This is a genomic window from Pontibacillus sp. HN14, from assembly GCF_021129245.1.
Lineage (GTDB): Bacteria > Bacillota > Bacilli > Bacillales > BH030062 > Pontibacillus.
This window is the reverse complement of the sequence record NZ_JAJOLR010000006.1, coordinates 1-26,348: the sequence shown is the minus strand read 5'-3', so window position 1 is coordinate 26,348 and position 26,348 is coordinate 1. Positions and strand designations below refer to the sequence as shown.

Annotated in this window: 24 protein-coding genes and 1 riboswitch; of the genes, 5 read left to right on the top strand and 19 right to left on the bottom strand. The window is 44.3% G+C overall.

Annotated features, from left to right (window positions below):
- Nucleotides 1-7 precede the first annotated feature (7 nt).
- Both pcrA and pcrB read right to left on the bottom strand, forming a co-directional pair.
- Nucleotides 8-2,248, bottom strand: coding sequence for a DNA helicase PcrA (gene pcrA, locus LQ226_RS16555; protein ID WP_231419086.1), 2,241 nt, complete (start codon nucleotides 2,246-2,248; stop codon nucleotides 8-10).
- 15 nt (nucleotides 2,249-2,263) lie between these two features.
- Nucleotides 2,264-2,953, bottom strand: a complete 690-nt coding sequence (gene pcrB, locus LQ226_RS16550) for a heptaprenylglyceryl phosphate synthase (RefSeq protein ID WP_231419085.1) — start codon at nucleotides 2,951-2,953, stop codon at nucleotides 2,264-2,266.
- A gap of 394 nt (nucleotides 2,954-3,347) precedes the next feature.
- Here pcrB and LQ226_RS16545 point away from each other — a divergent pair, with 394 nt between their 5' ends.
- A complete protein-coding gene (locus LQ226_RS16545; RefSeq protein ID WP_231419084.1) occupies nucleotides 3,348-4,736 on the top strand; it encodes a glycine--tRNA ligase in 1,389 nt (462 codons plus the stop codon).
- 1,279 nt (nucleotides 4,737-6,015) lie between these two features.
- Here LQ226_RS16545 and LQ226_RS16540 read toward each other — a convergent pair.
- Genes LQ226_RS16540 through LQ226_RS16530 form a run of 3 tightly spaced genes read right to left on the bottom strand, consistent with a single transcriptional unit; the run spans nucleotide 6,016 to nucleotide 9,236 of the window.
- Nucleotides 6,016-6,324 (bottom strand): YerC/YecD family TrpR-related protein, encoded by a 309-nt coding sequence (locus LQ226_RS16540; RefSeq protein ID WP_231419083.1) that lies wholly within the window; start codon nucleotides 6,322-6,324, stop codon nucleotides 6,016-6,018.
- 17 nt (nucleotides 6,325-6,341) lie between these two features.
- Nucleotides 6,342-7,442: a DUF3048 domain-containing protein gene (locus LQ226_RS16535; protein WP_231419081.1), complete on the bottom strand. Its 1,101-nt coding sequence runs from the start codon at nucleotides 7,440-7,442 to the stop codon at nucleotides 6,342-6,344.
- Nucleotides 7,443-7,496: 54 nt separating this feature from the next.
- Nucleotides 7,497-9,236 (bottom strand): adenine deaminase C-terminal domain-containing protein, encoded by a 1,740-nt coding sequence (locus LQ226_RS16530; protein ID WP_231419079.1) that lies wholly within the window; start codon nucleotides 9,234-9,236, stop codon nucleotides 7,497-7,499.
- Between the two features lie 93 nt (nucleotides 9,237-9,329).
- Here LQ226_RS16530 and LQ226_RS16525 point away from each other — a divergent pair, with 93 nt between their 5' ends.
- Both LQ226_RS16525 and LQ226_RS21210 read left to right on the top strand, forming a co-directional pair.
- A complete protein-coding gene (locus LQ226_RS16525; protein ID WP_231419078.1) occupies nucleotides 9,330-9,593 on the top strand; it encodes a YgaP family membrane protein in 264 nt (87 codons plus the stop codon).
- Between the two features lie 237 nt (nucleotides 9,594-9,830).
- A complete protein-coding gene (locus LQ226_RS21210; protein WP_354665921.1) occupies nucleotides 9,831-9,935 on the top strand; it encodes an EYxxD motif small membrane protein in 105 nt (34 codons plus the stop codon).
- On the opposite strand, the gene purD is transcribed toward LQ226_RS21210, so the two are convergent.
- Genes purD through purE form a run of 11 tightly spaced genes read right to left on the bottom strand, consistent with a single transcriptional unit; the run spans nucleotide 9,907 to nucleotide 21,192 of the window.
- A complete protein-coding gene (gene purD, locus LQ226_RS16520) occupies nucleotides 9,907-11,178 on the bottom strand; it encodes a phosphoribosylamine--glycine ligase (RefSeq protein WP_231419076.1) in 1,272 nt (423 codons plus the stop codon). The genes LQ226_RS21210 and purD overlap by 29 nt on opposite strands.
- 14 nt (nucleotides 11,179-11,192) lie before the next feature.
- The gene (gene purH / locus LQ226_RS16515) at nucleotides 11,193-12,731 is read right to left on the bottom strand and encodes a bifunctional phosphoribosylaminoimidazolecarboxamide formyltransferase/IMP cyclohydrolase (RefSeq protein ID WP_231419074.1); all 1,539 of its coding nucleotides are present in this window, start codon (nucleotides 12,729-12,731) and stop codon (nucleotides 11,193-11,195) included.
- Complete coding sequence (purN, locus tag LQ226_RS16510; protein WP_231419073.1) at nucleotides 12,704-13,309, bottom strand: phosphoribosylglycinamide formyltransferase; 606 nt, start codon at nucleotides 13,307-13,309, stop codon at nucleotides 12,704-12,706. Before purN ends, purH begins: the two co-directional genes overlap by 28 nt.
- The gene (purM, locus tag LQ226_RS16505; protein WP_231419071.1) at nucleotides 13,306-14,328 is read right to left on the bottom strand and encodes a phosphoribosylformylglycinamidine cyclo-ligase; all 1,023 of its coding nucleotides are present in this window, start codon (nucleotides 14,326-14,328) and stop codon (nucleotides 13,306-13,308) included. Before purM ends, purN begins: the two co-directional genes overlap by 4 nt.
- A gap of 12 nt (nucleotides 14,329-14,340) precedes the next feature.
- Nucleotides 14,341-15,753 (bottom strand): amidophosphoribosyltransferase, encoded by a 1,413-nt coding sequence (gene purF / locus LQ226_RS16500; RefSeq protein ID WP_231419070.1) that lies wholly within the window; start codon nucleotides 15,751-15,753, stop codon nucleotides 14,341-14,343.
- A complete protein-coding gene (purL, locus tag LQ226_RS16495) occupies nucleotides 15,729-17,951 on the bottom strand; it encodes a phosphoribosylformylglycinamidine synthase subunit PurL (RefSeq protein ID WP_231419068.1) in 2,223 nt (740 codons plus the stop codon). The genes purF and purL overlap by 25 nt, the downstream gene beginning before the upstream one ends.
- Entirely contained in the window at nucleotides 17,935-18,618 is a 684-nt protein-coding gene (gene purQ, locus LQ226_RS16490) for a phosphoribosylformylglycinamidine synthase subunit PurQ (protein ID WP_231419067.1), read from the bottom strand. Before purQ ends, purL begins: the two co-directional genes overlap by 17 nt.
- Entirely contained in the window at nucleotides 18,615-18,866 is a 252-nt protein-coding gene (purS, locus tag LQ226_RS16485; RefSeq protein ID WP_231419066.1) for a phosphoribosylformylglycinamidine synthase subunit PurS, read from the bottom strand. The genes purQ and purS overlap by 4 nt, the downstream gene beginning before the upstream one ends.
- Complete coding sequence (gene purC / locus LQ226_RS16480; RefSeq protein WP_231419065.1) at nucleotides 18,859-19,578, bottom strand: phosphoribosylaminoimidazolesuccinocarboxamide synthase; 720 nt, start codon at nucleotides 19,576-19,578, stop codon at nucleotides 18,859-18,861. Before purC ends, purS begins: the two co-directional genes overlap by 8 nt.
- A gap of 11 nt (nucleotides 19,579-19,589) precedes the next feature.
- Nucleotides 19,590-20,714: a 5-(carboxyamino)imidazole ribonucleotide synthase gene (gene purK / locus LQ226_RS16475; protein ID WP_231419064.1), complete on the bottom strand. Its 1,125-nt coding sequence runs from the start codon at nucleotides 20,712-20,714 to the stop codon at nucleotides 19,590-19,592.
- The gene (gene purE / locus LQ226_RS16470; RefSeq protein ID WP_231419063.1) at nucleotides 20,695-21,192 is read right to left on the bottom strand and encodes a 5-(carboxyamino)imidazole ribonucleotide mutase; all 498 of its coding nucleotides are present in this window, start codon (nucleotides 21,190-21,192) and stop codon (nucleotides 20,695-20,697) included. Before purE ends, purK begins: the two co-directional genes overlap by 20 nt.
- Before the next feature lie 143 nt (nucleotides 21,193-21,335).
- Nucleotides 21,336-21,437: riboswitch (purine riboswitch) on the bottom strand.
- 364 nt (nucleotides 21,438-21,801) lie between these two features.
- On the opposite strand from purE, the gene LQ226_RS16465 reads away from it, so the two are divergent.
- Entirely contained in the window at nucleotides 21,802-23,301 is a 1,500-nt protein-coding gene (locus LQ226_RS16465) for a glycine betaine uptake BCCT transporter (RefSeq protein WP_231419062.1), read from the top strand.
- A 64-nt stretch (nucleotides 23,302-23,365) separates the two neighbouring features.
- Here the strand turns inward: LQ226_RS16465 and purB are convergent, their stop codons facing one another.
- The 3 genes from purB to LQ226_RS16450 all read right to left on the bottom strand — a co-directional run bounded on the left by purB (nucleotide 23,366) and on the right by LQ226_RS16450 (nucleotide 25,597).
- Nucleotides 23,366-24,661: an adenylosuccinate lyase gene (purB, locus tag LQ226_RS16460; RefSeq protein ID WP_231419368.1), complete on the bottom strand. Its 1,296-nt coding sequence runs from the start codon at nucleotides 24,659-24,661 to the stop codon at nucleotides 23,366-23,368.
- A gap of 188 nt (nucleotides 24,662-24,849) precedes the next feature.
- Nucleotides 24,850-25,047, bottom strand: a complete 198-nt coding sequence (locus LQ226_RS16455) for an NETI motif-containing protein (protein ID WP_231419061.1) — start codon at nucleotides 25,045-25,047, stop codon at nucleotides 24,850-24,852.
- Complete coding sequence (locus tag LQ226_RS16450) at nucleotides 25,040-25,597, bottom strand: DUF2179 domain-containing protein (protein WP_231419060.1); 558 nt, start codon at nucleotides 25,595-25,597, stop codon at nucleotides 25,040-25,042. Before LQ226_RS16450 ends, LQ226_RS16455 begins: the two co-directional genes overlap by 8 nt.
- A 209-nt stretch (nucleotides 25,598-25,806) precedes the next feature.
- Between LQ226_RS16450 and LQ226_RS16445 the strand changes: the two genes are divergently transcribed.
- Nucleotides 25,807-26,241: an Hsp20/alpha crystallin family protein gene (locus tag LQ226_RS16445; RefSeq protein WP_231419059.1), complete on the top strand. Its 435-nt coding sequence runs from the start codon at nucleotides 25,807-25,809 to the stop codon at nucleotides 26,239-26,241.
- Nucleotides 26,242-26,348: the final 107 nt, after the last annotated feature.

The following is a 26,348-nucleotide window of genomic DNA, read 5'->3' as shown; positions in this document are numbered from 1 at the left end:
CTCAAAGCTATTGCTTAGTAATCGGGGCAAATTTAGCCAATACGCGCTTAATGCCATTTGGTGCAGGGAAGGCAATATCTAATTCTTTAGAGTCCCCTTCTCCCTGTACTTTCACAACCGTTCCTACTCCCCACTTCTTATGAGAGACTTTATCACCGACTGCAAAATCACCACTCTCAGCACCGGATGCTGCTGATTTTTTCATCGTAGTCGCCTTTCGCTTCGGTGGTTTCGGTTGACCTGTATTGAAGCCTGATGGAGCAGGGTCCTGGAAACCTCCACCAAACGGTGAAGATTGCTGTTGGTTTCTGCCTTCAATTAATTCAGCCGGGATCTCAGAGATGAAACGGCTCTCTGGATTCATATTTGTACGACCGAATAACGTACGCATCTTTGCATTAGTCAGGAATAACTGCTGCTCAGCACGAGTAATCCCCACATAGGCAAGACGGCGCTCTTCTTCCATCTCTTCTTCATCCTGCAAGGAACGACTGTGAGGGAATACACTTTCTTCCATGCCAATCAGGAAGACAACAGGGAACTCCAGCCCCTTCGCAGAGTGAAGCGTCATAAGGGTTACCTTATCATCAGCGAATGGATCCTCATCAGCTGAATTGATATCCGCTACCAGAGCAAGATCTGTTAAAAAGGCAATCAGACTCTTGTCTTCATTCTGCTCTTCAAAGTTCTTTGTAACCGATAAGAACTCATTGATGTTCTCAAGGCGGCTCTGCGCTTCTAAGCTATTTTCATTCTTTAACATATCTTCGTATCCTGTGATCTTAAGCACATCTTCTACAAGATCTGTCGCTGATAAGAAATCCTGTTGCTGCGTCCAATTACGGATCATTTTGTGGAAATCACGAATCGCATTCGTCGCCCGTTTACTAAGTCCGACCTGTTCCACTTCACCAGCCGCTTCATATAACGAAAGGTCGTGGCGCGCTGCATACATTTGTAAGTTATCAAGAGACGTACGACCAACACCGCGCTTAGGTTCGTTTACAATTCGTCCGAAACTAATATCATCATCAGGATTGGCAACAAGACGAAGATAGGCAAGCAAGTCCTTAATTTCTTTACGATCGTAGAACTTCGTACCTCCAACGATCTGATAAGGAATATTTGCTTTCACAAACGTTTCCTCAATCGTACGGGACTGGGCATTTGTCCGATACAAGACGGCACAGTCTTTATATTTAAACTTCGTCGCACGGACCATGTCTTCAATTTTGTTCGTAACGAAAAGCCCTTCGTCACGCTCTGTAGGAGCCTGGTAATAAAAGATCGACTCCCCATCATCGTTATCGGTCCATAAGTTCTTTGGCTTACGACCAGAGTTATTCTGAATGACTTCGTTTGCCGCATCTAAAATACGTTTTGTGGAACGGTAGTTCTGCTCAAGCATAATCACTTTGGACGTAGGATAGTCTTTCTCAAAGGACATGATGTTTGCAATATCCGCCCCGCGCCAACGATAAATCGACTGGTCGGAGTCTCCTACAACACATAAATTCTGAAAGCGACTAGCAAGCATCTTCACCAGCTGATACTGAGCATGGTTCGTATCCTGGTACTCATCGACGTGGATATATTGGAACCGGCGCTGATAATACTCCAACACTTCAGGAAGACGATCGAAAAGCGTAAGCGTCTGCATAATTAAATCGTCAAAATCAAGAGACTGATTCTTACGTAGTGTCTTCTGGTACTTCTCATAAACCGCGGCTGTTTGCTGCTCATAATAATTTCCCGTCGTTTTACTGAAATCTTCTGGGGTTTTCAGTTCGTTCTTCGCAGTACTAATCGCACCAAGCATCGCACGAGGATCAAATTTCTTCGGATCTAAGTTTAAATCTTTTAATACTTGTTTAATAACTGAGAGCTGATCGGTTGTATCAAGAATGGAGAAGTTACGGTTAATCCCAATTCGGTCAATATCTCTTCGCAGAATACGCACACACATAGAGTGGAACGTCGAAATCCACATGTCTCGTGCTTCTGGTCCAACAAGATCACCAACACGATCCTTCATCTCACGTGCAGCTTTATTCGTAAACGTAATCGCAAGCACGTTGCGCGGGGCAACTTCTTTCTCCCCTAATAAATAAGCGATACGGTGGGTCAACACTCGGGTTTTCCCACTTCCGGCTCCGGCCATAAGAAGTAACGGACCATCTGTCGTTTTTACGGCTTCACGCTGTTGTTCGTTTAATCCTTTTAGCAAGTCGTTTGTTAACGGGCTCAAGAGAGCGACACTCCTTTATTCTCGTTCTTTTACGGCTGCTACCGTTTGTAAAGCTTGTTTCATATTATCGTAAATGACATTTCCAACAACAATGACATCAGCATAAGCTTTCATTTCCTTCGCTTGTTCAGGGGTCGTGATGCCACCTCCGTAGAACAGCAAGGTTTGATCAAGCGTTTGACCAACTTTCTCAACTAACCCTGGGTCCCCGTAAGTCCCACTATATTCAAGGTAAAAGATCGGCAAGCGGAACAAGTGCTCAGACATTCTGGCATAGGCAATCACATCTTCCTCATCAGGCATGACGCTATTCGTTGCCTGAAACGCCTTCGATTCAGGATTTAATATACAATACCCTTCAGCAATCATCTCATCCCAATCGGTAATATCTCCATATTCTTTCACAGCTTCGTGGTGGACATCCATCATCCAGCGTTTTTCTGAACTATTTAACACCATTGGAATAAAATAATAGTCATACCCCGGTGTAATAGCTTCTAGATTGGATATTTCTAATATACAAGGAACCGAATACCGTCGTATGCCAGCTAGCAAAGACAACACTTGATCGAGCGTCACATCGTCTGTGCCGCCGACAATGACCGCATCTGTTCCCGATTCACATATTTTCTCTAAATCTTCATCTGAAATCTCTTTATTGGGATCAAGTTTAAACACGTGCTCCCACTTTTTCATATCGTACATGGCACTAGCCTCCGTTTACCATATTCCATTCATCCATTATAGCAAAAATCCCCCCTCAAAACGAAAGGGAGTTCGGCTTTTTCCGGGTAGACTTGTGAATGAAAAAAAGCTATGCTACTATTAGAAAACAAAAAAGTTTATATCATATGATGACGGAAACATAGTATTTAAACCCCCTTCCCCTAGCGATCTGAGGACGGTGCGAGCTCAGAGAACGGTTTAAAGAAACGGCATTCCTGAGTATGCACGCATAAAGTGGATGCTTGCTAACCGAGCAAGTCATCAATCAGGGTGGAACCGCGGGTTTAATCTCGTCCCTGGGCATTGTCCCAGTGACGAGATTTTTTTATTTGTTATGGGACGACATCTTGAAGTGATAAAGGAGGACATACAAATGTCTAAGAAAACTACAATGGATCAATTAGTATCACACTCAAAGCATCGCGGCTTTATCTTCCAAGGTTCTGAAATCTACGGCGGCCTTGCGAACACATGGGACTACGGTCCACTTGGCGTTGAATTAAAGAACAACTTAAAGCGTGCCTGGTGGCAAAAGTTCATCCAAGAGAACCCGCTTAACGTAGGTCTTGATGCAGCGATCCTAATGAACCCAAAAACGTGGGAAGCATCTGGTCACTTAGGTAACTTCAACGACCCAATGATCGACTGTAAAGAATGTAAGTCTCGTCACCGCGCAGACAAACTGATCGAGAACAAACTAGAAGCTGAAGGAAAAGAAATGGTCGTAGATGGCCTTCCATTTGAAGAAATGGAAAAGCTAATCGACGAGCATGACATCGCTTGTCCAACATGTGGCGAGAAGAACTTCACAGGAATCCGTCAGTTCAACCTTATGTTCCAAACGCAACAAGGTGTTACAGAAGGCGCAACGGATGACATCTACCTTCGCCCTGAAACAGCGCAAGGAATCTTCGTGAACTTCAAAAACGTTCAGCGTTCTATGCGTAAGAAACTTCCATTCGGTATTGGCCAAATCGGTAAGAGCTTCCGTAACGAAATCACTCCAGGTAACTTCATTTTCCGTACGCGTGAATTCGAACAAATGGAAATGGAATTCTTCTGTAAGCCTGGTGAAGAGTTAGAATGGTACGATTACTGGAAGAACTTCTGTCACAACTGGTTGAAGTCTCTTGGCATTGAAGGCGAAAACCTTCGCCTGCGCGAACATGGTGAAGATGAGTTATCTCACTACAGTAACGCCACAACAGACATCGAGTACCAGTTCCCAATGGGCTGGGGCGAATTATGGGGCATTGCTTCCCGTACAGACTTCGACCTAACTCAGCACGCTGAGCACTCCGGCGAAGACTTCAAATACATCGACCAGGAAACAAACGAGCGTTACATTCCATATGTGATCGAGCCTGCCCTTGGTGCAGACCGCTTAGCTCTTGCCTTCCTTGCTGATGCTTACGAAGAAGAAGAATTAGAAGACGGCTCTTCCCGTACTGTTATGAAGTTCCACCCAGCAGTGGCTCCATACAAAGCAGCCGTGTTCCCACTTTCTAAGAAACTAGGCGACGAAGCGAAAGAAGTATTCGCTGACCTTTCTAAGCACTTCATGGTCGACTACGACGACGCTGGTTCAATCGGTAAACGTTACCGCCGTCACGACGAGATCGGTACACCATTCTGTATCACGTACGACTTCGATTCCAAAGAAGACGGTCAAGTTACTGTACGTAACCGTGACACAATGGAACAGACTCGCCTGAACATCAGCGACCTTCGCAGCTTCCTTGAAGATCAATTAACGTACTAAAATGCATTCAAAACCCCGCATGCCGACGAACCACGTCGATATGCGGGGTTCTTTTGTGTTTAGAATCGAAATCAATCATTTGTTAACTATTTTTGTCTATTTGTATTAGATCTCTTTTGTTTTCTAATTATTTGATTGTTAAAAAAGTTACACGTGAAACAATTTCCAGAGATAGGGAAGGTGCGGCCCATGTTTTTGGGGGGGAATAGCTCGAGTTTGGGTGGAGCGGCTCAAGTTCGGGGGGAGTAGCTCAAGTTCGGGGGGAGCGGCTCAAGTTTGAGGGGAGCGGCTCAAGTTCGGGGGCAACGGCTCAAGTCAGAGATAAGCGACTCATACGCGGGTGATTCTGGCTCTACTTTTTCTATTTCTGGCTCAAGCGCCCGATGTAGCGGCTCATATTTTCTAAAGGCGGCTCTTCCTCTTGATTTGTGACTCTTGTTTTCCATTTCTGGCTCGAGTTCAAGATAAAACGGCTCCAGTTCCCCCGCTTAGTGCGGAGCGGCTCAAGTTCGGGGGCAGTGGCTCAAGTCAGAGATAAGTGACTCATACTCAGGTGGTTTTGGCTCTACTTTTTCTCTTTCTGGCTCAAGCGACCGATATAGCGGCTCATATTTTCTAAAGGCGGCTCTTCCTCTTGATTTGTGACTCTTGTTTTCCATTTCTGGCTCGAGTTCAAGAAAAACTGGCTCCAGTTCCCCCGCTCAGTGCGGAGGCGACTCAAGTGCGGGGGCAGTGGCTCAAGTCAGAGATAAGCGACTCATACGAAAGTGGTTCTGGCTCTACTTTTTCTCGTTCTGGCTCAAGCGCCCGAAATAGCGGCTCATATATCCTAAAGCCGGCTCTTCCTCTCGATTTGTGACTCTTGTTTTCCATTTCTGGCTCGAGTTCAAGAAAAACCGGCTCCAGTTCCCCCGCGTAATGTGGGGCGACTCAAGTTCGGGGGCAACGGCTCAAGTCAGAGATAAGTGACTCATACTCAGGTGGTTCTGGCTCTACTTTTTCTCTTTCTGGCTCAAGCGCCCGAAATAGCGGCTCATATATCCTAAAGCCGGCTCTTCCTCTTGATTTGTGACTCTTGTTTTCCATTTCTGGCTCTAGTTCAAGAAAAACCGGCTCCAGTCCACCCCCCGCGTAATGCGGAGCGGCTCAAGTTTGCCAAGCATGGCTCAAGCTCCCCGTGAGAGGCTCTAGCGGAATGCAAACCGACTCTAGCCCCCGCGAAAATTCTCCCATCTCTACATAAAAAAAGACTACCCACAAAGGGTAGTCTTCCTACTCATTATTCGTTTTCTTTTTCAGATTCTTGAACGCGATCGAGAGCCATTGCGTAGGCGTCGTTGCCATAGTTTAGGCTGCGTTTGACGCGGGAGATGGTTGCAGTAGATGCGCCTGTGTCGTTTTCGATTTTGTGATACGTGAATCCTTCACGAAGCATGCGAGCTACTTCTAGACGTTGAGCAAGGGATTGTACCTCGTTCATTGTCGCTAGGTCATCAAATAGTTGATAGCATTCTTCTACTGATTCCATTGTTAGAATCGCTTTAAATAATTGGTCTAATTCCTTGCCTCTTAATTTATCAATTTGCATGTGTGACACTCCTTTAGTTATTGCGAGGTGATTGAGACGGATTGGCTTAAGCCTGGTTGTTCAGGTACGATATTGACCCACGTTTTGCCTGGGACGAACCCTAGCTTTTTGCCGTCTTTAAAAGGGTACAGTCTGCCATTTTCGTTTTTCCATGTGACTTGCTGCACTTGTCCTTTTTGGATTAGATATCCGTTCCCACCCGATTGTAAGTCAATGGCGCGGCGCAATTTGCTATCAATTACCCGATGGCCCGTTTCTACAATAAAAATGTTATCCACCGTAGTGGCTTCTTTTGTTTGATAATCTACCGTTGCTTCTCCGTCATTGAACCGTGCGTATGTTTCTTCTTCAGGATTATACTTGAACGTGACTGTTTCTTGAGGTGTGTTTGAATACGTAATCTTTACGTTCGATGCTCGCTGTCCATCAAGCGACTGAATCTCTTCTTCTGTTAAGAACGGAAGAGGCTCATGATTCATCGTTACGCTATAGCCTTTTTGTTTAGCTACATCATAGACAGCATCTAGAAGAATATACGAATTGTGTGGAGCTTTGCGGAAATTCTCTCGTTTAAATAAATTCCGATCATTATCATAGTACATCCCATTCAAATGATCAATTGCGCCTGCTCTTAGCTTGTTCTCAATATACTCAGCCGCCCCGTGGTACAAGTAGATCGCATTGTACCCCTTTGCTATGTTAAAGTAATACTCGCGAGCACTCCGGACAGGACCGACCACTTCAGGCTGCTTGCTATGATAAAACGCTACAAATCTTGTAATACTTCCTTCAGCCAATACTTCATATACGAGATCCGCATCGTTCAACCCTGTTTGAGGTCTGGCGTAGGAATGATTATTAACCATAACAGCCATAATTCGATGACTCACATCGTCATTCGTTTTCTCACCTGTTAAAGGATACATATTGTCAAACTCGGGCTCTTGCTCTTTTACAGGCGTTTCTTTCTCCGTTTGTTCCACTTGTTTCGTTGAGTGTTCTTCGACGTCGCCTTCTGCAGGCTTTTCTGCGCTCGCTTTGTTCGCCATTTGATCGACCGAGCAGGCCGTCACGATAAGGAGCATGAGTAAAAACACCCAGCCTAACGACTTACGCATGTCCATACACACCTTTTCCTTAAGAATACTTTACTGCTTTACCATAGTTATATTTTAACGCATTATTGCAGGAAAGAGTACCTCTTTCTTCTTTACATCCATAATTCCTTTAGGTGTAATCCGTATAAAAGGAAGATGCGTAGATGAAAGGAACAATAACGTATAAACAGGATCCTGAAATGGATATCCATGCTTTCCTAATATGCGCTTTAATTCCTGCTCTTCTGAAATGATGGTTTCCATTTCTTTATCAGACATCATACCAGCCACAGGTAATGGAAGCTCATACACAATCTCACCTTCGTGGGCCAGTACAATCCCGCCTCCGATTTCTTTCATTCGATCGAAAGCCATCTTCATATCAGACTTATTCTTCCCAATGAAGATAAAGTCGCCTGTATTTGAATAAGAACTGACAAGACCACCAAGTGAATGCGTAAACCCTTTAATCATTGAATTCACTTTCCACTTCCCATCTCGGTCGATCAGCATTAAGAAGGCCTCATTATCTGTACCTACAGAATCCCCGGATAATTCAGTTTGCACAGCATAGGGTCTAAGAATGACTTCATTCGCCATTTCCAATCCAAGAGGAATAGAAAATTGCAAATCACGTTCGGTTAACTCCCAGTCAATTTGCAATGGACTTAAATCATGCTTATCCCAATCAAAAGTAGTCATACCATCAACCGCTTGCCCTTCTTGTTTCACCCATTTCCCTTTTGCCAACACCGATACCGGAGTTGGATGCTCGAGGTCCTTTAGAAAGTTAATATGAGCGACGCAACCAGGGGCGATACTCCCAATTCGGTGATCGATTCCAAAGTGTTTTGCAGCATTGTACGAGGCCATGCTGTACGCTTCATAATCCGGTACTCCATTCTCTAATGCAATCTCAATACAACGATCCATAATGCCTTGCTCATAAAAGGATGGCGTCGCTCCATCTGTTGTCATCATCAAACGATCATACACCTTGATATTCCAATCCTTCATTTCCTGCAATAACTTCGGAAGGTCCGGTCGAATCGATGAGTACCTGAGCGCTGTCATATACCCAAGCCGAATTCGATTCCACACTTCTTCCCCTGTCATCGATTCATGATCGGAATCGGTCCCAAGAAGCTTCATTTTCGTTAATGTCTTCTCAGATGCTCCCGGGAAGTGTCCTTCTACCGGTTTTCGCTTCCGCTTTGTTTCTTGCATCCAGTGCAACACACGATCATCATCTTTCAGTACACTCGGCCATGAAGTTAGTTCTCCACCTTGAATAACGGCGTCATGCTCGAGCCAGGATTGAACATCTTCATCACTCAGAAAATGATCTTCTTGCTGAAGTGCTGATTGAGAGTCAAACCGGCTCCACCAGTACATCGAAGCTGGTACATCATTCAAGTTTTCCAATAAAGAAAACGCTTTCTTTTTGTGTAATAAAAAAAGCAACACTAAGTTGTCGTTGATTAACGTGGTTGTTCCGGTTTGCAATGCATATTGAGCTAATCGATGGGGATTATATAACTGAAACGGATGGGCATGTGGTTCGATGTAGCCCGGTACAAGATATTGTCCAGTGCAGTCAACGACCTCAGTCGATTCATTCGAATCCGGCAAGGCATCTCCCACATAGACAATGCGATCGTCGTAAATCCATATATTTGCTTCTATCCATTGTTTTAAGTAAACGTTTAAGTACGTGGCATTCGTTAATACGATCGACGGAGCATGTGCACCATCTACTACTGCTACATGTTCTCGAAGTTGTCGATTGCGCCATCGGTAACGGTGTTCATTCATCGTCCATCACTCCATCTATTGAATGTAAAAGCTTGTCATCTTTTTACTATCGTAACACACGCAAACATTTACTGCATTAACGTTTTGAAGGGAATGAGTAAAAAAATGGTACGTCCAAACATCGGTATTATCAACGCAATGATCCGCATCACACTCGGCTTAACCATGCTCTGTTTCTCCACAGCTAAAATGGTAAGAAAACCATGGAGAGACGGCAACTGGATGATGATCATGCTCGCATCCATGAAAGTAGCCGAAGGCATCGTCCGCTACTGCCCAGTCGTAGCAATGATGGAACAGAACAAACACAACCAAGAAACAAGAGAAGAAGAAGAAAGCACATTTAATCCTTCATGAAAAGCGTAGGCGGGGGCCGTACGTCTAGATTCCAGATTGAGACGAAGAGTTAAGCCCGCTAACGTCCAGATTCCAGAACGCGACAACAAGATTGCGCTCTCTAACGTCTAAATCCCGCCCCTAACGGCGAGATCACGACAGTTTCCGATCGCCCTAATCAACCAGAACACAACAAAAAAACTGGCCCTAGCGCTACAACGCTTGGGCCAGCCCCTCTTATAAAGGAGTGAAGCTATCATGAATATTATGGAATACTTAACCGATATGACGTTTGTAATTGCTACAATTGTTGGCAGTATTGTGGCCATTTTGTTTATTTATATTCAGAAGAAAAAGACGTAGATCGCTGACGTGCAATATCTGTACGGAAGAAGAAATTCGGATTTGGCGCAGCGTGAAGGGCTCTATATACGTCTTCAATTGCCTCGTCCACTCCCGAACCGATTGCTCCAACGAACAACACACGACCTCCGGCTGAGACTAAGTAATCTTGATCCTTTTTCACCCCTGCATAAACTGAAAACGTACGAGCGTTTTCTTCCATACTAGGCAAAGGATGCCCTTTTTCATAAGGTCCGGGATATCCTTTTGAGGCGACAACGACTCCTGCACAAGAAGCTTGCTTCCATTTTAACTGAGGGTCACGACCGTCTGCTATGTCCTCGATGACTTGCATCAAGTCATTTTCTAACAAAGGAAGCACCACTTGAGTTTCAGGATCCCCGAATCTGGCGTTAAACTCAATCACTTTAGCGCCTTCGTTTGTAAGAATGCAACCAGCGTACAGAATCCCAGTAAACGGACGCCCCGCTTGGTCCAAGGCTTCCGCTGTTGGCTTTAAGATCGTTTCAACCGCACGGTCTACTTCACTTCTAGGAATATTCTCAGAGGGAGCGTAGGCGCCCATTCCTCCTGTGTTCGGGCCTTGGTCGTCATCGAAAGCACGCTTGTAGTCTTGAGCTGGCAGCAAAGGATAAACGTTTGTTCCATGAACAAACGCCATCAATGAAAATTCGTCACCTTCCAAGAATTCTTCCACTACAATAGTCTCTCCAGCTTCTCCAAACCGTTCCCCGCCTAGCATCTCACGAATGGCTTGATCAGCTTCCTGTTGATCTTGAGCGATCACCACGCCTTTTCCAGCAGCAAGTCCATTTGCCTTAATCACGATTGGAAATTCGGCTCTTTCTATAAAACGCAGGGCTTCTTCCATCGAGGAGAATACCTGGTGATCACCAGTTGGTATTCCATTTGCAGCCATTACTTCTTTTGCATAGGCTTTACTTCCTTCAATAAGGGCAGCTTCTTTTGTCGGTCCAAATATGTTCAATCCCTCTTCCCTAAAGGAATTCACCACACCTTCAAGCAAAGGAACTTCAGGTCCCACAATCGTCCAGCCGATATTAGCTTCCTTCACAAAAGCAATCAGGGAATCATGATCAGTTTCTGAGATTGACACAAGCTCAGCCTCTGTCATCCCACCATTCCCAGGCGCTGCGAAGATCGTTTCGACTTGGCTACTCAGAGCAAGCTTCTGAACAATACTATGCTCCCTGCCACCTTGGCCTATTACCAATACATTCATGACTTCACCCCTTATTAGTGTTTGAAATGACGCATGCCTGTTAAGACCATGGTAATCCCATGCTCATTACACGCATCAATGGAATCCTGATCGCGTTTTGATCCACCTGGTTGGATAATCGCGGTTACACCCGCTTTGGCTGCTGCTTCTACGGTATCAGGCATCGGGAAGAATGCATCACTCCCCATAGCAGCTCCATAACAGTGGTCACCCGCTTGTTCAATCGCAATGTTAGCTGCCCCAACCCGGTTCATCTGGCCGGCTCCTACACCAACTGTACGATGATTCTTAGCAAGGACAATCGCGTTTGATTTCACGTGTTTCACCACTTTCCACGCCAGCTGTAAGTCTTCCCATTCTTGATCGGTTGGACGGCGATCTGTCGGGATTGTAATAGACACATCATTAAGCGTCCCTTCATCCGTATCCTGGACGAGTACACCGCCACGAACACTTGTCACGAGTTTGGATGCACCATTTTCTTGACTAAGATCAAGTTCTAACAAGCGCAAGTTCTTCTTCTCTTTCAGCACTTCTAAGGCTTCTTCAGAGAAGGAAGGTGCGATCACGATTTCTAGGAAGATTTCTTTCATACGAAGAGCGGTCTCGCGGTCTACTTCTCGATTCACCGCAATAATACCACCGAAAATGGAGATCGGATCTGCTTCATAGGCACGCTCGAATGCCTCATTAACCGTCTCGCCTTCTCCTACTCCGCACGGATTCATATGCTTCACTGCAATCGCTGCTGGTTCGTTAAAATCAAGAACCATCGAGAGGGCTGCGTTCGCATCCTGGATATTGTTATAGGAAAGCTCTTTTCCATTCAATTGCGTTGCGTTCGCAATAGATGCTCCTTTGTAAAGAGGATCTCTATAGAAAGAGGCCTTTTGGTGAGGATTCTCCCCGTATCGGAGCGACTGCACAAGCTCATACGTATTGGATTGCTGCGCTGGTGTGTCTTCTTCTAACAGGCTGTTAAAATAGTTTGCAATGTAGGTGTCATAACTCGCTGTGTGGTTAAACACCTTGGCTGCCAATTGCTTACGAACCCCGTAAGGAACGGTCTCTTCTTTTAAATACGTAAGGACATCCACATAGTCGTTCGGATCCACAATAACCGTCACACCTTCGAAGTTCTTTGCCGCAGCGCGTAGCATTGTAGGTCCGCCGATATCGATATTCTCAATGGCCTCTTCTTCTGTGATCTGTTCTTTCGATATCGTTTCTTTGAAGGGATAAAGGTTTACGACTACAAGATCAATTAATTCAATATGTAATTCGTCCAGCTGTTCAAGATGCTCTTTTTGATCCCGCTTCGCCAGGAGACCCGCATGGACGTTTGGATGAAGGGTTTTAACTCTTCCATCCATTATTTCAGGGAAATCAGTGATTTCCGATATAGATCGAACAGAAAGCCCCGCTTCTTCTAGCGCACGCTTTGTGCCGCCTGTCGATACAAGTTCATAGCCAATCGATTCGAGTTGAGTTGCGAACTCAACAATTCCCTCTTTATTTGAAACACTTAGTAATGCACGCTTTTTCTCTGCCATGTTGCTTTCTCCCCTTTAATACATTGTTTGACGACGGCCGGATACAACTCGTGTTCCACCTGTTGAATCGCTCGTTGAAGATTCGCTCGGTCTCCTTCTACCTTTACCGGTGCTTGTTCCACAATCGGTCCTGTATCCATTCCTTCATCGACGAAGTGTACAGTAACTCCTGTTACCCGCACATTCGCCTCAAGAGCTTGCCCGATGGCATCCTTACCCGGAAAGGCAGGAAGCAACGAGGGATGAATGTTTAAGATTTTCCCCTCATACGCTTTTAAGAGTGTCGGTCCTACCAGCCTCATATACCCGGCTAGCACGCACCACTTGATGGATTTGGCATGAAGTTTCTGCAGAATAGCAGCTTCAAACGTTGCTTTATTAGGATAATCTTTCGCCCGAAATGCGAAAACCTCTATACCGAGTCGCTTCGCTTTATCCACAACAGAAGCTTCAGGTTGATCGCAGACTAACAGCTCCACATGGTAGACCTCATCTTCTCGGGCCTTTTGAACAAGCGTTTCAAAGTTCGAACCGCTCCCAGAAGCAAATACAGCAATTGAAACAGGAGCACTGTTCATTCGTAAGCCACTCCTTCTGTACCTGTGACGCTTCCGATTACCCAAGCCTCTTCCAAAGCTTCTTCTAAGAGACTAAGCGCCATTTCCACATCGGATTCGCGAACCACAATAGCCATGCCAATGCCCATGTTGAAGATACTGTACATCTCTTTAGAGGAAACAGAGGACCTTTCCATCAGAAAATCATAAATAGGTGGAATCGCCCACGAATTCCTTTGAATTGTAACCCCTAAGCCGTCCGGTAACATCCTCGGAATGTTCTCCTCAAATCCGCCACCCGTAATATGAGCCATGCCTTGAATGGCAACTTTTCCTTTTATCGATTGAACAGCTTGCGCATAGATCTTTGTCGGCGTAAGAAGCGTGTCTCCTAACGACACGGGAAAGAGATCATAATCGTGGGATAGGTTCAGGTCATAGGCTTCGATCCACTTCCTAACAAGAGAATATCCATTCGAATGAATGCCACTTGAAGAAAGTCCGATGATTTGGTCTCCCTCTTGAATGGCTTCTCCTGTAATGAGCTCATCCTTCTCGACAGCCCCAACTACAAACCCTGCTACATCATAATCTTCATCGTTATACATCCCTGGCATCTCCGCTGTCTCTCCACCAATAAGCGCACAACCGGCTTGTTCACAACCATCGGCAATCCCCTTCACAATGGCCTCAATTCGCGCGGGAACATTTCGGCCGCAGGCAATATAATCTAAAAAGAATAGTGGTTCAGCCCCTTGGACGAGGATATCGTTTACACACATTGCCACCGCGTCTATCCCTATCGTATCATGCTGATCTAAATCTATCGCTAGTTTCAGCTTCGTTCCAACACCATCTGTACCTGAAACAAGAACAGGATTTTGATAAGAGGTTTTTGCTAGATCAAACAGGCCTCCAAAACCACCTAAGCTCCCCATCACACCAGGACGTTTTGTACGATCAACATGCTTCTTGATCCCTTCTACCGCTTCATAGCCTGCTTCCACATTAACGCCAGCTTCTTTGTATAACTCTCTCATGTCATCACCTCGTTATACTTTCTCATATGGATGAACCGTATTTGGGAAAATTTCTGTAGGATAGTTGCCCGTAAAGCACGCCTGGCACTGGCCGTGACGCAAGGTATCCTCAGGCAATCCAATCGCGTCCTGCAGTCCTTCAACAGATAAAAAGGCAAGACTATCCGCTCCAATCATCTCACGGATCTCCTCAACGCCATGATGTCCGGCGATTAATTCTGCTTTTGTTGACGTATCAATTCCATAGTAGCAAGGGTTCTTAAGAGGAGGTGCGCCAATTCGTACGTGTACTTCTTTCGCTCCCGCATCTTTCAGCATTTGAATAATACGCCGGCTCGTTGTTCCCCTTACAATCGAATCATCCACCATCACTACGCGTTTCCCTTCTACAATGCCGCGAACAGGAGATAACTTCATCTTGACCCCTTGTTCTCTAAGCTCTTGTGAGGGCTGGATAAATGTCCGACCAACATAACGATTCTTTATCAGACCTAATTCGTAAGGAATACCAGATTGCTCTGCAAACCCAATTGCTGCTGAGATACTTGAATCCGGCACTCCTGTCACAACATCAGCATCCACGAAAGCCTCTTTGGCCAGTTCTTTCCCCATACGTTTTCTTGCCGAGTGGACATTTACGCCGTCTAAATTACTATCGGGACGAGAGAAGTAGACATATTCCATAGAACAAAGCGTTCGTTTAAGAGGTTCTGAGAAGCGATCAGAATGAAGTCCTTCCTCATCAATTGTAACCAATTCACCAGGCTCCACTTCCCTGATATACTCTGCTCCGACTACATCAAGTGCACACGTTTCAGAAGAGACAATATAAGCATCTCCTAGTTTCCCAATCGACAGAGGGCGTAACCCTTTTGGATCTAAAGCAACAAACAGCTGCTCTTCTGTCATCATGACGAAAGCATAGGCTCCCTTTAACATCGCAAGTGCCTGCATGATGCGCTCTTTGATTGGTAAATAGCCGCTTCTCTTTATAAGGTGAGCCACCACCTCAGTATCCGATGTTGTTTGCAGAATACTCCCCTGGGCCTCAAGCTGATGCTTTAACGCATGAGCGTTCACAAGATTTCCATTGTGCGCTAAGGCAAGGCTTCCCGTTTGTGAGCGGAAGACAAGAGGCTGAACATTCTCGTACCCGCCTCCTCCTTGGGTCGCATATCGAACATGACCAATCGCCCCATGTCCTTCGAGTCGGTCGAACTGCTTCTCCTGAAACACTTCAGTAATCAGACCAAGCCCTTTCTCTAAGCGGAGCTGCTCTCCATCTGTCGCAATAATCCCGGCGCCCTCTTGGCCCCGATGTTGAAGGCTGTGAAGACCATAATAGGTTAGGTGAGCCGCATCTTCATGCCCCCATACACCGAATACTCCACATTCTTCGTTTAACCCTTTGATTTCAGCTGGCACGGAATAGCCTCCTTCCAATTTCTTTTAAGATCAGGCGTGAAGAGAGAGATGACATCTTCTCCTTCATGTTTCACACAATAATGCTGATGATCGGTGACGACACCGAGATAAGAAGCATCGCTGACTGTCGCTTCGAATGCTTCCTGGTACTGGCCAGGAACAGAGAGAACGTAGCGAGACTGGGTTTCGCTGAACAGTTCTGTAAGCGGATCTCCTTCAATCGAAATGTCACAACCAAGATCGTGTTCAAATAATGACTCGGCAAGCGCTACACCTAAGCCTCCCTCTGAGAGGTCATGGGCGGAACGGACGAATCCTTTTTGAATCGCCGAAAGCACTTGCTCTTGTCTCCGCTTTTCCACCTCCAGGTTAAGATGAGGGCAAGGACCAAAATAATTGCCCTCAAGCACCTTCTGTAATTCACTACCGCTGAATTCAGGTAAGGCTTCACCCACAACGTAGATCAGATCTCCGCGCTCTTGAAAACTTTGGCGCGTAATGTGAGAAAGGTCTTCAATTAAGCCGACCATCCCCACCACGGGAGTCGGATAAACGGATATGCCCTTTGATTCGTTGTATAACGAAACATTTCCACTAATTACAGGAGTCGAGAGAGTCGTACATGCTTCACTCATCCCAAGCACCGCTTGCTTCATCTTCCAATACGTTTCTGGTACTTCAGGACTTCCAAAATTTAAACAATCTGTCAGAGCGAGCGGCCTGCCTCCGGAACAGATGATATTCCGAGCGGCTTCTGCTACTGCAATTTGCCCACCTTGATAAGGGTTAAGATGAAGATAGCGAGAGTTACAGTCCGTGGTCATCGCTAATGCCTTATTCGTACCTTTCACCCTTACAACAGCAGCATCAGAACCTGGAGCTACCACAGTATTCGTTTGCACCATATGGTCGTATTGTTCATACACCCACTCTTTACTTGCAATGGTAGATTGCTTTAGTAACGTTACAAGCGTTTCTTCCATGTTCTCCACTTCAGGGCGATACATAATCTGCTTGTATTCTTCGATATACGCAGGTTCTTGTTCCTCTTGTTCATAAACAGGCGCTTCTTCAGCTAGTGCATCAACAGGCACATCCGCTACGATCTTGCCATCATGCTCTAATCTGAGCACCCTTTCTTCAATCACTTCACCAATGACACTTGCATGCAATCCGTATGGTTCAAAGACCTCAGTAATCTCGTCTTCGCGCCCTTTTTCCACGACAAGAAGCATTCGCTCCTGGGATTCAGAAAGCATCATTTCATAAGCTGTCATATTCTCCTCACGTTGCGGAACGTGATCTAGATTCATGTGAATGCCTGTTCCTGCTTTACTAGCCATTTCACTAGCTGATGAAGTGAGTCCGGCCGCCCCCATATCCTGAATACCTACAAGAGCATCACAGTGGATGACATCGAGACAAGCTTCAATCAGGAGCTTCTCCATGAAGGGATCTCCCACTTGAACAGAAGGACGTTTGCTAGCCGACGCATCTGAGAGTTCCTCTGAAGCAAATGTAGCTCCGTGAATTCCATCACGCCCCGTCGGCGCCCCGACGTACATAACCGTATTGCCAACTCCAGCCGCAATCCCTTTCTGAAGATCTTTTTGATCAATTAATCCGACACACATCGCATTAACTAGGGGATTCCCTTCGTAACAACGGTCGAACTGGATCTCTCCACCAACAGTCGGCACACCGACACAGTTCCCATATCCTGCTATGCCATGAACGACTTCTTTGAACAAATAGTTCATTCGTTCAGAACTCAATTCTCCAAAGCGAAGAGAGTTCAGTAAAGCGATAGGACGGGCTCCCATAGAGAACACATCTCGCAGAATGCCCCCTACACCGGTAGCAGCTCCTTGATAAGGTTCAATGGCAGAAGGGTGGTTGTGACTTTCCATTTTAAAAACAACCGCCTGGCCGTCACCAATATCAACAACGCCCGCCCCTTCACCTGGACCTTGCAGGACGCGAGGTCCTTTGGTAGGGAAATGTTTTAACAACGGCTTTGAATTCTTATAGCTACAGTGCTCTGACCACATAACAGAGAAAAGACCCGTTTCTGTGTAGTTAGGAACACGGCCAAGTACCTCTTTCATCAAAGCGAACTCCGAATCACTCAGTCCCATTTCTTTATATAGTTGCTCTTCTTCAATGCGTGACGGGCTTAATTCAAGCGTGTTGTACATGAGATCCCCTCCAATTTGCTACCATTGACTGAAATAACTTCAACCCATCTTCTGAACCTAGCAAGGATTCTACTGCACGTTCAGGATGTGGCATCATTCCCAGTACATTTCCTTCTTCATTACAAATACCAGCTATATCATTAACAGAACCGTTTGGATTCTTTTCATAAGTAAATAGAATTTGATTGTGCATAACGAGATTCTGATAAGTAACTTCATCGCAATAGTAGTTTCCCTCACCGTGTGCGATAGGAAGATTCAACATTTGTTCTTCATGATATAAATTCGTAAAAGCCGTTTTCTGGTTCACAACGCGCACGCGGTCTGTCTTACAGATAAATGAAAGATTCCGGTTCGGAAGCATTGCACCAGGAAGAAGTCCAGCCTCTAAAAGAATCTGAAATCCGTTGCATACCCCAAGAATAAGCTTCCCTTTCCCCGCCTCTTCTTTAACCGCCTGAAGCACTGGTGCGACACTCGCCATGGCTCCTGAACGCAAATAATCTCCGTGCGAGAAACCACCTGGTAGAAGAATAGCATCATAGCCTGACAAGTCTGTAGCAGAAGAAGGCACCATCTCTACCTCTTCTTGTACATGGGTGTGTATCGCTTCAAACATATCTCGATCACAGTTTGAACCTGGGAATACGATCACAGCGAACTTCAATTTGGAACGACCTCCTCAATGGTATAGCGATATTCTTCAATAACAGGATTGGCAAGCAACTTGTCACACAGTTCGTTGACACGCTGATTCACATCTTCAGTGTTTTCGATCGTCAGTTCAAAGTACTTTCCTACCCGCACTCGTTCTACTTCATCGTAAGCTAATGAATGCATAGACTCTTGTATCGCTGTTCCTTGAGGATCAAGCACTCCTTCTTTCAACGTTACGTAAACATATACCTTATACATGAACAATCGCCTCCAGCCGTTTTAAAATAATCTCATAGATTTCTACAAGATCTTCTATATCATTGCGGAACACATCTTTATCCATCTTCCGATTCGTATCCTGATCCCATAAACGACATGTATCAGGGGAAATCTCATCCGACAATACGATGGAGCCATCGTACAGACGTCCAAATTCTAATTTGAAATCAATCAACCGAAGCTCAATTTCTGAGAACATCACCTGTAGATGGCGGTTAATTTTAAGTGCAGACGCTTTAATCTTCTCTAAATCACTCTGGTCTACTTTTGCCAGCAGGCGAGCATGTTCATCATTTAAGAAGGGATCATCCAGTTCATCACTCTTGTAATAGAATTCAACAACAGGCTGAGGCAGTACAGTCCCCTCTTCTAAGCCAAGACGACGAGTCATGCTCCCTGCCGCTACATTCCGCACAACAACTTCGAGAGGGATAATCTGAGATTGCTTTACAAGTTGTTCTGTATCCGAAAGGGTCTGAATGAAGTGCGTAGGAATTCCAGCTAATTTCAAATAGGAAAAAACATGGGCTGAAATTAAATTGTTAAGGCGACCTTTTCCTCGAAATGTCTGATGCTTCTTTCCATTAAACGCTGTTGCTTCATCTTTATACTCAAGAATTAATTCGTACTCTTCACCAACTAACGAATATACTTTCTTCGCTTTTCCTTCATATAGTAAGGAACCTTTCATGTCGCTACCCCCTATTGACCAGAAACAACTTGGTCTTGATCGATTTTCGCTCGTGCCTCTTCTACCGTTTTACCTAATGCCGTCACATGCCCCATCTTCCTCATCGGCTTGATAAGATCTTTACCGTATAAGTGAACATGGCAATCCATAAACCGGTACGGATTCATGCTATACGCTTCTGCTTCCTCACCAATAATATTCCTCATCACTGCCGCATAAGGGGTGTCTACCTTCATTAAAGGCAGCCCACAAATGGCTCGAATATGTTGGTCAAACTGAGAGACATTACAAGCCTCAATCGTATAATGACCCGTATTGTGCGGACGAGGCGCCATTTCATTCACGAATACGTCCTCTCCAACGACAAACATTTCAATCGCAAACGTTCCTACAACTTTTAAATTAGCGGCTATTCGCACTGCATAGGTCTCAGCCTTCTCCAAAACCTCTTCTGAAACCGGAGCAGGGACTATACTTTCACGAAGCATATGATGTTCATGGTGATTAGCAGGTACAGGGAAGACAGTCGTTTCTCCGTCTATTCCTCTCGTAATAATGACGGAGATTTCCTGGTCGAATGGCAGCCAACTCTCTATAACACAGCTTCCAACACCTTCAATGAACGTCTGCGCCTCTGTGAGCTCATTCATGCTTCCTAACCGCATTTGCCCCTTTCCATCGTAACCTCCTTCGATCGTTTTGATTACGCAAGGAAAGCCAATCGCATTAACGGCTCCTAGTGCTTCATCCGCGTGTTCGAGGACTTGATAAGGAGCCACTGGGATACCGATTTGATCGAGACGTTTCTTCTCCCGCTCACGATTTTGAGTGACTTCTAAGCCTTCCGTTCCTTGAGGAAGCTTTCCTTTTCCAACTAAATACTTGGCTACTGATAAATCTACATTCTCAAATTCATACGTAATCACATCACTTACTTCCGCCAGTCGCTCTGCTCCTTCAATACTATCTAAAGCATACGGAATGTGGATATCAGCAATTTGAGCGCAAGGGCCATTCTCAGCGGGATCCTGTACTGCAATCCGATACCCCATTTGCTTTGCCGAGAGAGCCATCATGCGTCCAAGCTGGCCACCACCAAGTATTCCAATCGTAGAATTAGGTAAGATTTGATTCATGAAGTTCCCCCCTCATTTGTTCAACAGATTCTTTCAGTTCCATTCGATAGTCTTGTAAACGGTTCGCTAGTTCCCTGTCTGATACAGCCAATATTTCAGCAGCAAGGATTCCGGCATTCTTAGCCCCCGCTGCCCCGACTGCTACAGTTGCTACAGGTATTCCACCAGGCATTTGGACAATGGATAGCAAAGAGTCCCAACCATCTAACTTGGATTGAACCGGTACTCCGATCACAGGGAGTGTTGTTTTAGAAGCGACCATTCCTGGTAAGTGTGCCGCTCCACCTGCACCTGCAATGACGACCTTAAGCCCTTTCTCACGGGCACCTTCCGCATATTCGAACATATCTTCCGGAGTACGGTGAGCTGATAAAATTCCTTTCTCATAAGACACTCCTAATTGCTCTAACATCGTACATGCATGTTTCATCGTTTCCCAGTCTGATAGACTGCCCATGACGACACCTACATCAGCCATCTCAATCTTCCTCTCTGCTTAATAGTCACTGTTCTCCCCAAGTTTCTTCCTATTAAAAAAGCGCCTATGAACAACTCTCTAATGAGAGAAGATCATAGGCGCACGTATGTAAGTTCCATTCACGATCATCGCAAAGGGTACACTTGTGTCCAGTCTTCCCTCATAGTCCGACCATTTACGGTGGTCAGGTAGAAACTTACGGGCCTTATCCCCGAGATTATATGAGGTACGCTTTTTTAGTAATTTTTATACTTATACTCTAACAAGAACCATAAGATAAATCAACAATACACGAACATTTTAAAATAAATATACATTTTTGTTCGCCAACAATTGACTACTTTCTTCCTTTTTAATAGATCTTATCATATTAAATATTTTTGCTAGATGGTTTACTTTCGAAGAGGGAGGGTATGTTTAACATACAGATGGCTTCCCACTACCCCTTTTACCAATTATTTGAATATTTATTAATGGCATACCAGTTAAGTAATTATTTATTGACGATTCATAAAAAAATGTTACACTTATATTCGGAACAAAACGTTTATACCAAATGTACAGTTTAAACTAAACAAATTATTACATTTGTATCAGGAAGGGGATTCGATGAATAAGGTAACTCCTGTTTTTTGGATATCACTCGCTATTTCAGCCGTCTTTGTCCTTTGGGGAACGATTGCACCAGGTAACTTAGAAACGGTATCCGGCGAAATCCAAGGATTTCTTACCGACAAATTCGGTTGGTTTTACTTACTAACTGTAGCTATATTTCTTATCTTCTCAATTTACTTAGTGGTTAGTCCATACGGAAAACTTAAATTAGGACAACCAAATGAAAAGCCAGAATATAATACGATTACATGGTTCGCTATGTTATTCAGTGCTGGTATGGGAATCGGCCTTGTATTCTGGGGGTCAGCTGAACCATTAGCACACTTTGCAACCCCACCTACAGGAGATGCAGAAACAACAGAAGCAGCTAAGAAAGCTCTTCGTTACGCATTCTTCCACTGGGGCTTCCACGTATGGGCCATCTATACAGTCATAGCGCTTGCGATCGGTTATTTCAAATTCCGTCGTAAAGCACCAGGTGTCATCAGTGCCACATTCGAACCACTATTAGGCGAAAAAGCTACAAAAGGCGCACTTGGTACAGTCATTGATGTTATCGCTGTATTTGCAACAATTTTCGGTGTTGCAACATCCCTTGGACTTGGCGCAACGCAAATCGCAGGTGGACTTGCTTACATTACACCAATTGAAAACAACAAATTAACTCAGTTTGTGATCATTGCGATCGTAACTGTTCTCTTTATGATTTCAGCTTGGAGTGGCTTAAGTAAAGGTATTAAATACTTAAGTAACACGAACATTGTCTTAGCAATTGGTCTTATTGCAATGACGCTTATATTAGGACCTACCGTATTCATTATGAATACATTCACAACAACATTAGGTTCTTATATTCAGAACCTACCAATGATGACCTTCCAAATGGCACCACTCAGTTCTGATCAGAACGACTGGATCCAAGGTTGGACCGTCTTCTACTGGGCTTGGTTTATCTCCTGGTCTCCATTCGTAGGTACATTTATTGCCCGCGTATCAAAAGGACGTACAATCCGTGAATTTATCATGGGTGTATTACTTGGACCAAGTATCTTCAGTGCATTTTGGTTCGCTGTATTCGGTGGAACAAGCCTTAAACAAGCATTAGATGGAAACACAAGTCTAATCGACTTACCAACCGAACAAGCTCTATTTGGTACATTTGAAGGTTTACCAATGGGGATCATCTTAACGATTATTGGTATTTTACTAATCAGTACATTCTTTATCACGTCTGCTGACTCTGCTACTTTCGTTCTTGGAATGCAAACGACAAATGGTAGCTTAAACCCACCTAACGTAGTCAAGTTAAGCTGGGGTGTCATTCAAGCAGCTACGGCAGCAGTACTACTAGGTGCAGGAGGCCTAAATGCGCTACAAACCGCCGCAATCGTATCCGCCTTCCCGTTCGCCTTTATACTCCTGTTTATGTGCTGGTCCTTACTCATCGCACTTAATCAGGATGCCAAAGCAGCCAATATAAAGAAGAATAAATAATAAAAAAGCTATGGCCTAAGCCATAGCTTTTTTGTGTGCTCTTTTCTATCTACTTGTGATTCGTTTAGCTCAATCCGATACGCTCAAATACGTGATCAACATTCTTCAAATGATAAGTCGCATCAAAGCATCCATCAAGCTGTTCCTCACTTAAAGCATTCGTTATCCGCTCGTCTCCTTCAACAAGTTCACGGAACTGAACCCCTCTTTCCCATGCATCCATCGCTTTTGGCTGCACAAGATCATAAGCGTCCTCTCTCGACATACCTGTATCAATAAGGGATAACAAGACACGCTGCGAGAAGATTAATCCGTACGTCTTGTCCATATTCTTCTTCATATTATCTTCATAGACGGTTAAATTCTTCACAATCTTACCAAAGCGATTCAACATATAGTTTAAAGCAATTGTAGAATCAGGTAAGATGATCCGTTCGGCAGAAGAATGAGAGATATCTCTTTCATGCCATAGAGGAACGTTCTCATAAGCTGTAACCATATGCCCTCTGATAACCCTAGCAAGTCCTGTCATATTCTCAGAACCTATCGGATTGCGTTTGTGAGGCATGGCTGAAGATCCCTTCTGACCTTTAGCAAAGAATTCTTCCACTTCTCTGGTTTCTGACTTTTGTAAACCACGAATTTCTACAGCAAACTTCTCAATAGAAGTCGCAATTAACGAAAGAGTTGATAGGTAGTGGGCATGACGATCCCTTTGTAAGGTTTGCGTTGAGACAGGCGCAGGCGTTAATCCGAGCTCCTTACACACGTATTCCTCAACAAATGGATCAATATTGGCATAGGTCCCAACAGCCCCTGATAGCTTCCCAAATTCAATATTATGAGCTGCCATTTCAAAGCGCTCTAAATTTCGTCTCATTTCTTCATACCATAATGCAAGCTTTAACCCAAATGTAGTTGGTTCTGCATGGACGCCGTGGGTACGCCCCATCATGACCGTATATTTATGTTCTTTCGCTTTGTCAGCTAGAATATCAATGAAATTCTGAAGATCCCGACGGATGAGTTCGTTGGCTTGCTTCAATAGATAAGATAAAGCTGTATCAACAACATCCGTAGAGGTCAAACCATAGTGAACCCATTTACGCTCTTCTCCAAGGGTTTCGGATACAGCACGTGTGAAAGCTACAACATCGTGACGAGTTTCCTGCTCAATTTCTAAAATGCGGTTAATGTCAAAAGAAGCATGCTGTCGGAGTTTTTTCACATCTTCCGCTGGTATGTATCCTAATTCACTCCAAGCTTCACACGCCAACAGTTCAACTTCTAACCAGGCCTTATATTTATTCTCATCTGTCCAAATTGCACCCATCTCAGGTCGTGTATAACGTTCTATCACTATCATCATCCTCCCGTTAAATAAAAGCGCCTATTATCTATAGGTAAAGATAATAGGCTCACTTGTCACGTTCGAAGCTTGTCCAAGTTATGGACAAAGCATGACTGTCTACTGGTATAGTACCAATTGTAGCGGGAAAAAGCAACGTTTTCCGAACGTTTTATTTGTTTATTATTATATTGTTCGTATCAGTTCGTCTTTACGGCATCAAAGATAATTTTACTTCCTATCGGCTCAACTTTCTTCTCCCCATTTTCAACGCGTTCTTGAAAGATCGGTTCTTCGACTCTCCGAATAGGCATATATCCTTCTTCTTTCATCGTATCGAGAACAGAATCAATGGAATCCCCATCTTCAACTATAAATCGTTTTTTCTGTTTACCCATTTTTGTTCAGCTTTCCTTTCCGTACTTGTTTAACCCAGAAACCACCTCGAATTTGTTTCGGTTCATAAGCTACAATAAAAGCCTTCGAGTCAATATTCTTGATGGTTTCATATAAGGATAGTTCATATTTTCTTGGTGTAAGGATTTGCATCGCCAAACGGTCACCTTCCATACCATATGCAAACCAGCTTGTTACCCCGTATCCTTTATCTCTTAGCTGCTTTGTAAATTCGATATCAGGATTAGAGGAAATTACGTTTACAGTTATATAACCAAGAGCCAGTTTCTCTTCAATTTTCATCCCCACAATAACCCCTAAACCGAAGCCTAGCGCATAGGCAACAACATTTTGGATTTGATCGAGGTTATCCAATACGAGACCAAGACCTACAATGTACACCGTAATTTCAAAAACACTAATAAAGGCTGCCCAATAACGTTGACCTTTTAACGTAAAGATCGTTCGAATGGTTAAAAACGATACATACACAATGTTAACCACTAAAATAATCAACACCATGGCCCAGCTATTCTCTAATAAATTTTCCATAAAAACAAAACCGACTCCCCTCTTTAAACGTAATATAGATTTATTCCCCAAAAACGGGACATTCACCCACTTTACAGCTTATGCATACACTATAGCGCAATCCATTATTGATTCTCAATTAATTTCTACATTCTTCTTAAGAATAAATCGAAAAAAATAAGGAGAAAGACTCAAATTATAATTAGTATATCCAAAAGGAGTGAGTTAGGATGGACCCATTTCAAAATATGAACAATTGGCGTCAGAACATGGATCGATTCTTCGGGGAAGATTTCTGGGGTGAATTTGACGGTATTCTGAAACCAACGATTCCTCAAATTAATATGTACAAATCTGATAATGAGCTGCTCTTACTCGTTAACGTACCTGGCCTTGAGAACCTGGATGATTTAGATATCTTCGTTGATTACTCCATCTTAGAAATCAAAGGAATCATCTCTCTTCAATCCTCACAAAAACAATGTATACAAGAAGAAATCCTCCAGGGGACGTTTGAAAGGAAAGTAGAACTCCCTTACCCTGTTCGTGGAGATCGCATGCAGGCGACCTATCGCAATGGAATTGTCGTCATTCAATTGCACCGTATGATTCAAGAAGAAGGCAAACGTAACAAAATTAAGATTAAGTCCTTAGACGAAAAATAAACCCAGAAGATTTTTATCTTCTGGGTTTATTTTAAGTGCATGGCGGCGTCCTACTCTTGCGGGGGTGAAACCCCGACTACCATCGGCGCTGAAGAGCTTAACTTCTG

Bases quoted from the DNA above. Each gene is read 5' to 3' on its own strand.
- pcrB (WP_231419085.1), bottom strand. From the start codon at position 2,953: ATGTACGATATGAAAAAGTGGGAGCACGTGTTTAAACTTGATCCCAAT.
- LQ226_RS16545 (WP_231419084.1), top strand. From the start codon at position 3,348: ATGTCTAAGAAAACTACAATGGATCAATTAGTATCACACTCAAAGCAT.
- LQ226_RS16540 (WP_231419083.1), bottom strand. From the start codon at position 6,324: ATGCAAATTGATAAATTAAGAGGCAAGGAATTAGACCAATTATTTAAA.
- LQ226_RS16535 (WP_231419081.1), bottom strand. From the start codon at position 7,442: ATGCGTAAGTCGTTAGGCTGGGTGTTTTTACTCATGCTCCTTATCGTG.
- LQ226_RS16530 (WP_231419079.1), bottom strand. From the start codon at position 9,236: ATGAATGAACACCGTTACCGATGGCGCAATCGACAACTTCGAGAACAT.
- LQ226_RS16525 (WP_231419078.1), top strand. From the start codon at position 9,330: ATGAGTAAAAAAATGGTACGTCCAAACATCGGTATTATCAACGCAATG.
- LQ226_RS21210 (WP_354665921.1), top strand. From the start codon at position 9,831: ATGAATATTATGGAATACTTAACCGATATGACGTTTGTAATTGCTACA.
- purD (WP_231419076.1), bottom strand. From the start codon at position 11,178: ATGAATGTATTGGTAATAGGCCAAGGTGGCAGGGAGCATAGTATTGTT.
- purH (WP_231419074.1), bottom strand. From the start codon at position 12,731: ATGGCAGAGAAAAAGCGTGCATTACTAAGTGTTTCAAATAAAGAGGGA.
- purN (WP_231419073.1), bottom strand. From the start codon at position 13,309: ATGAACAGTGCTCCTGTTTCAATTGCTGTATTTGCTTCTGGGAGCGGT.
- purM (WP_231419071.1), bottom strand. From the start codon at position 14,328: ATGAGAGAGTTATACAAAGAAGCTGGCGTTAATGTGGAAGCAGGCTAT.
- purL (WP_231419068.1), bottom strand. From the start codon at position 17,951: ATGTACAACACGCTTGAATTAAGCCCGTCACGCATTGAAGAAGAGCAA.
- purS (WP_231419066.1), bottom strand. From the start codon at position 18,866: ATGTATAAGGTATATGTTTACGTAACGTTGAAAGAAGGAGTGCTTGAT.
- purC (WP_231419065.1), bottom strand. From the start codon at position 19,578: ATGAAAGGTTCCTTACTATATGAAGGAAAAGCGAAGAAAGTATATTCG.
- purK (WP_231419064.1), bottom strand. From the start codon at position 20,714: ATGAATCAAATCTTACCTAATTCTACGATTGGAATACTTGGTGGTGGC.
- purE (WP_231419063.1), bottom strand. From the start codon at position 21,192: ATGGCTGATGTAGGTGTCGTCATGGGCAGTCTATCAGACTGGGAAACG.
- LQ226_RS16465 (WP_231419062.1), top strand. From the start codon at position 21,802: ATGAATAAGGTAACTCCTGTTTTTTGGATATCACTCGCTATTTCAGCC.
- LQ226_RS16455 (WP_231419061.1), bottom strand. From the start codon at position 25,047: ATGGGTAAACAGAAAAAACGATTTATAGTTGAAGATGGGGATTCCATT.
- LQ226_RS16450 (WP_231419060.1), bottom strand. From the start codon at position 25,597: ATGGAAAATTTATTAGAGAATAGCTGGGCCATGGTGTTGATTATTTTA.
- LQ226_RS16445 (WP_231419059.1), top strand. From the start codon at position 25,807: ATGGACCCATTTCAAAATATGAACAATTGGCGTCAGAACATGGATCGA.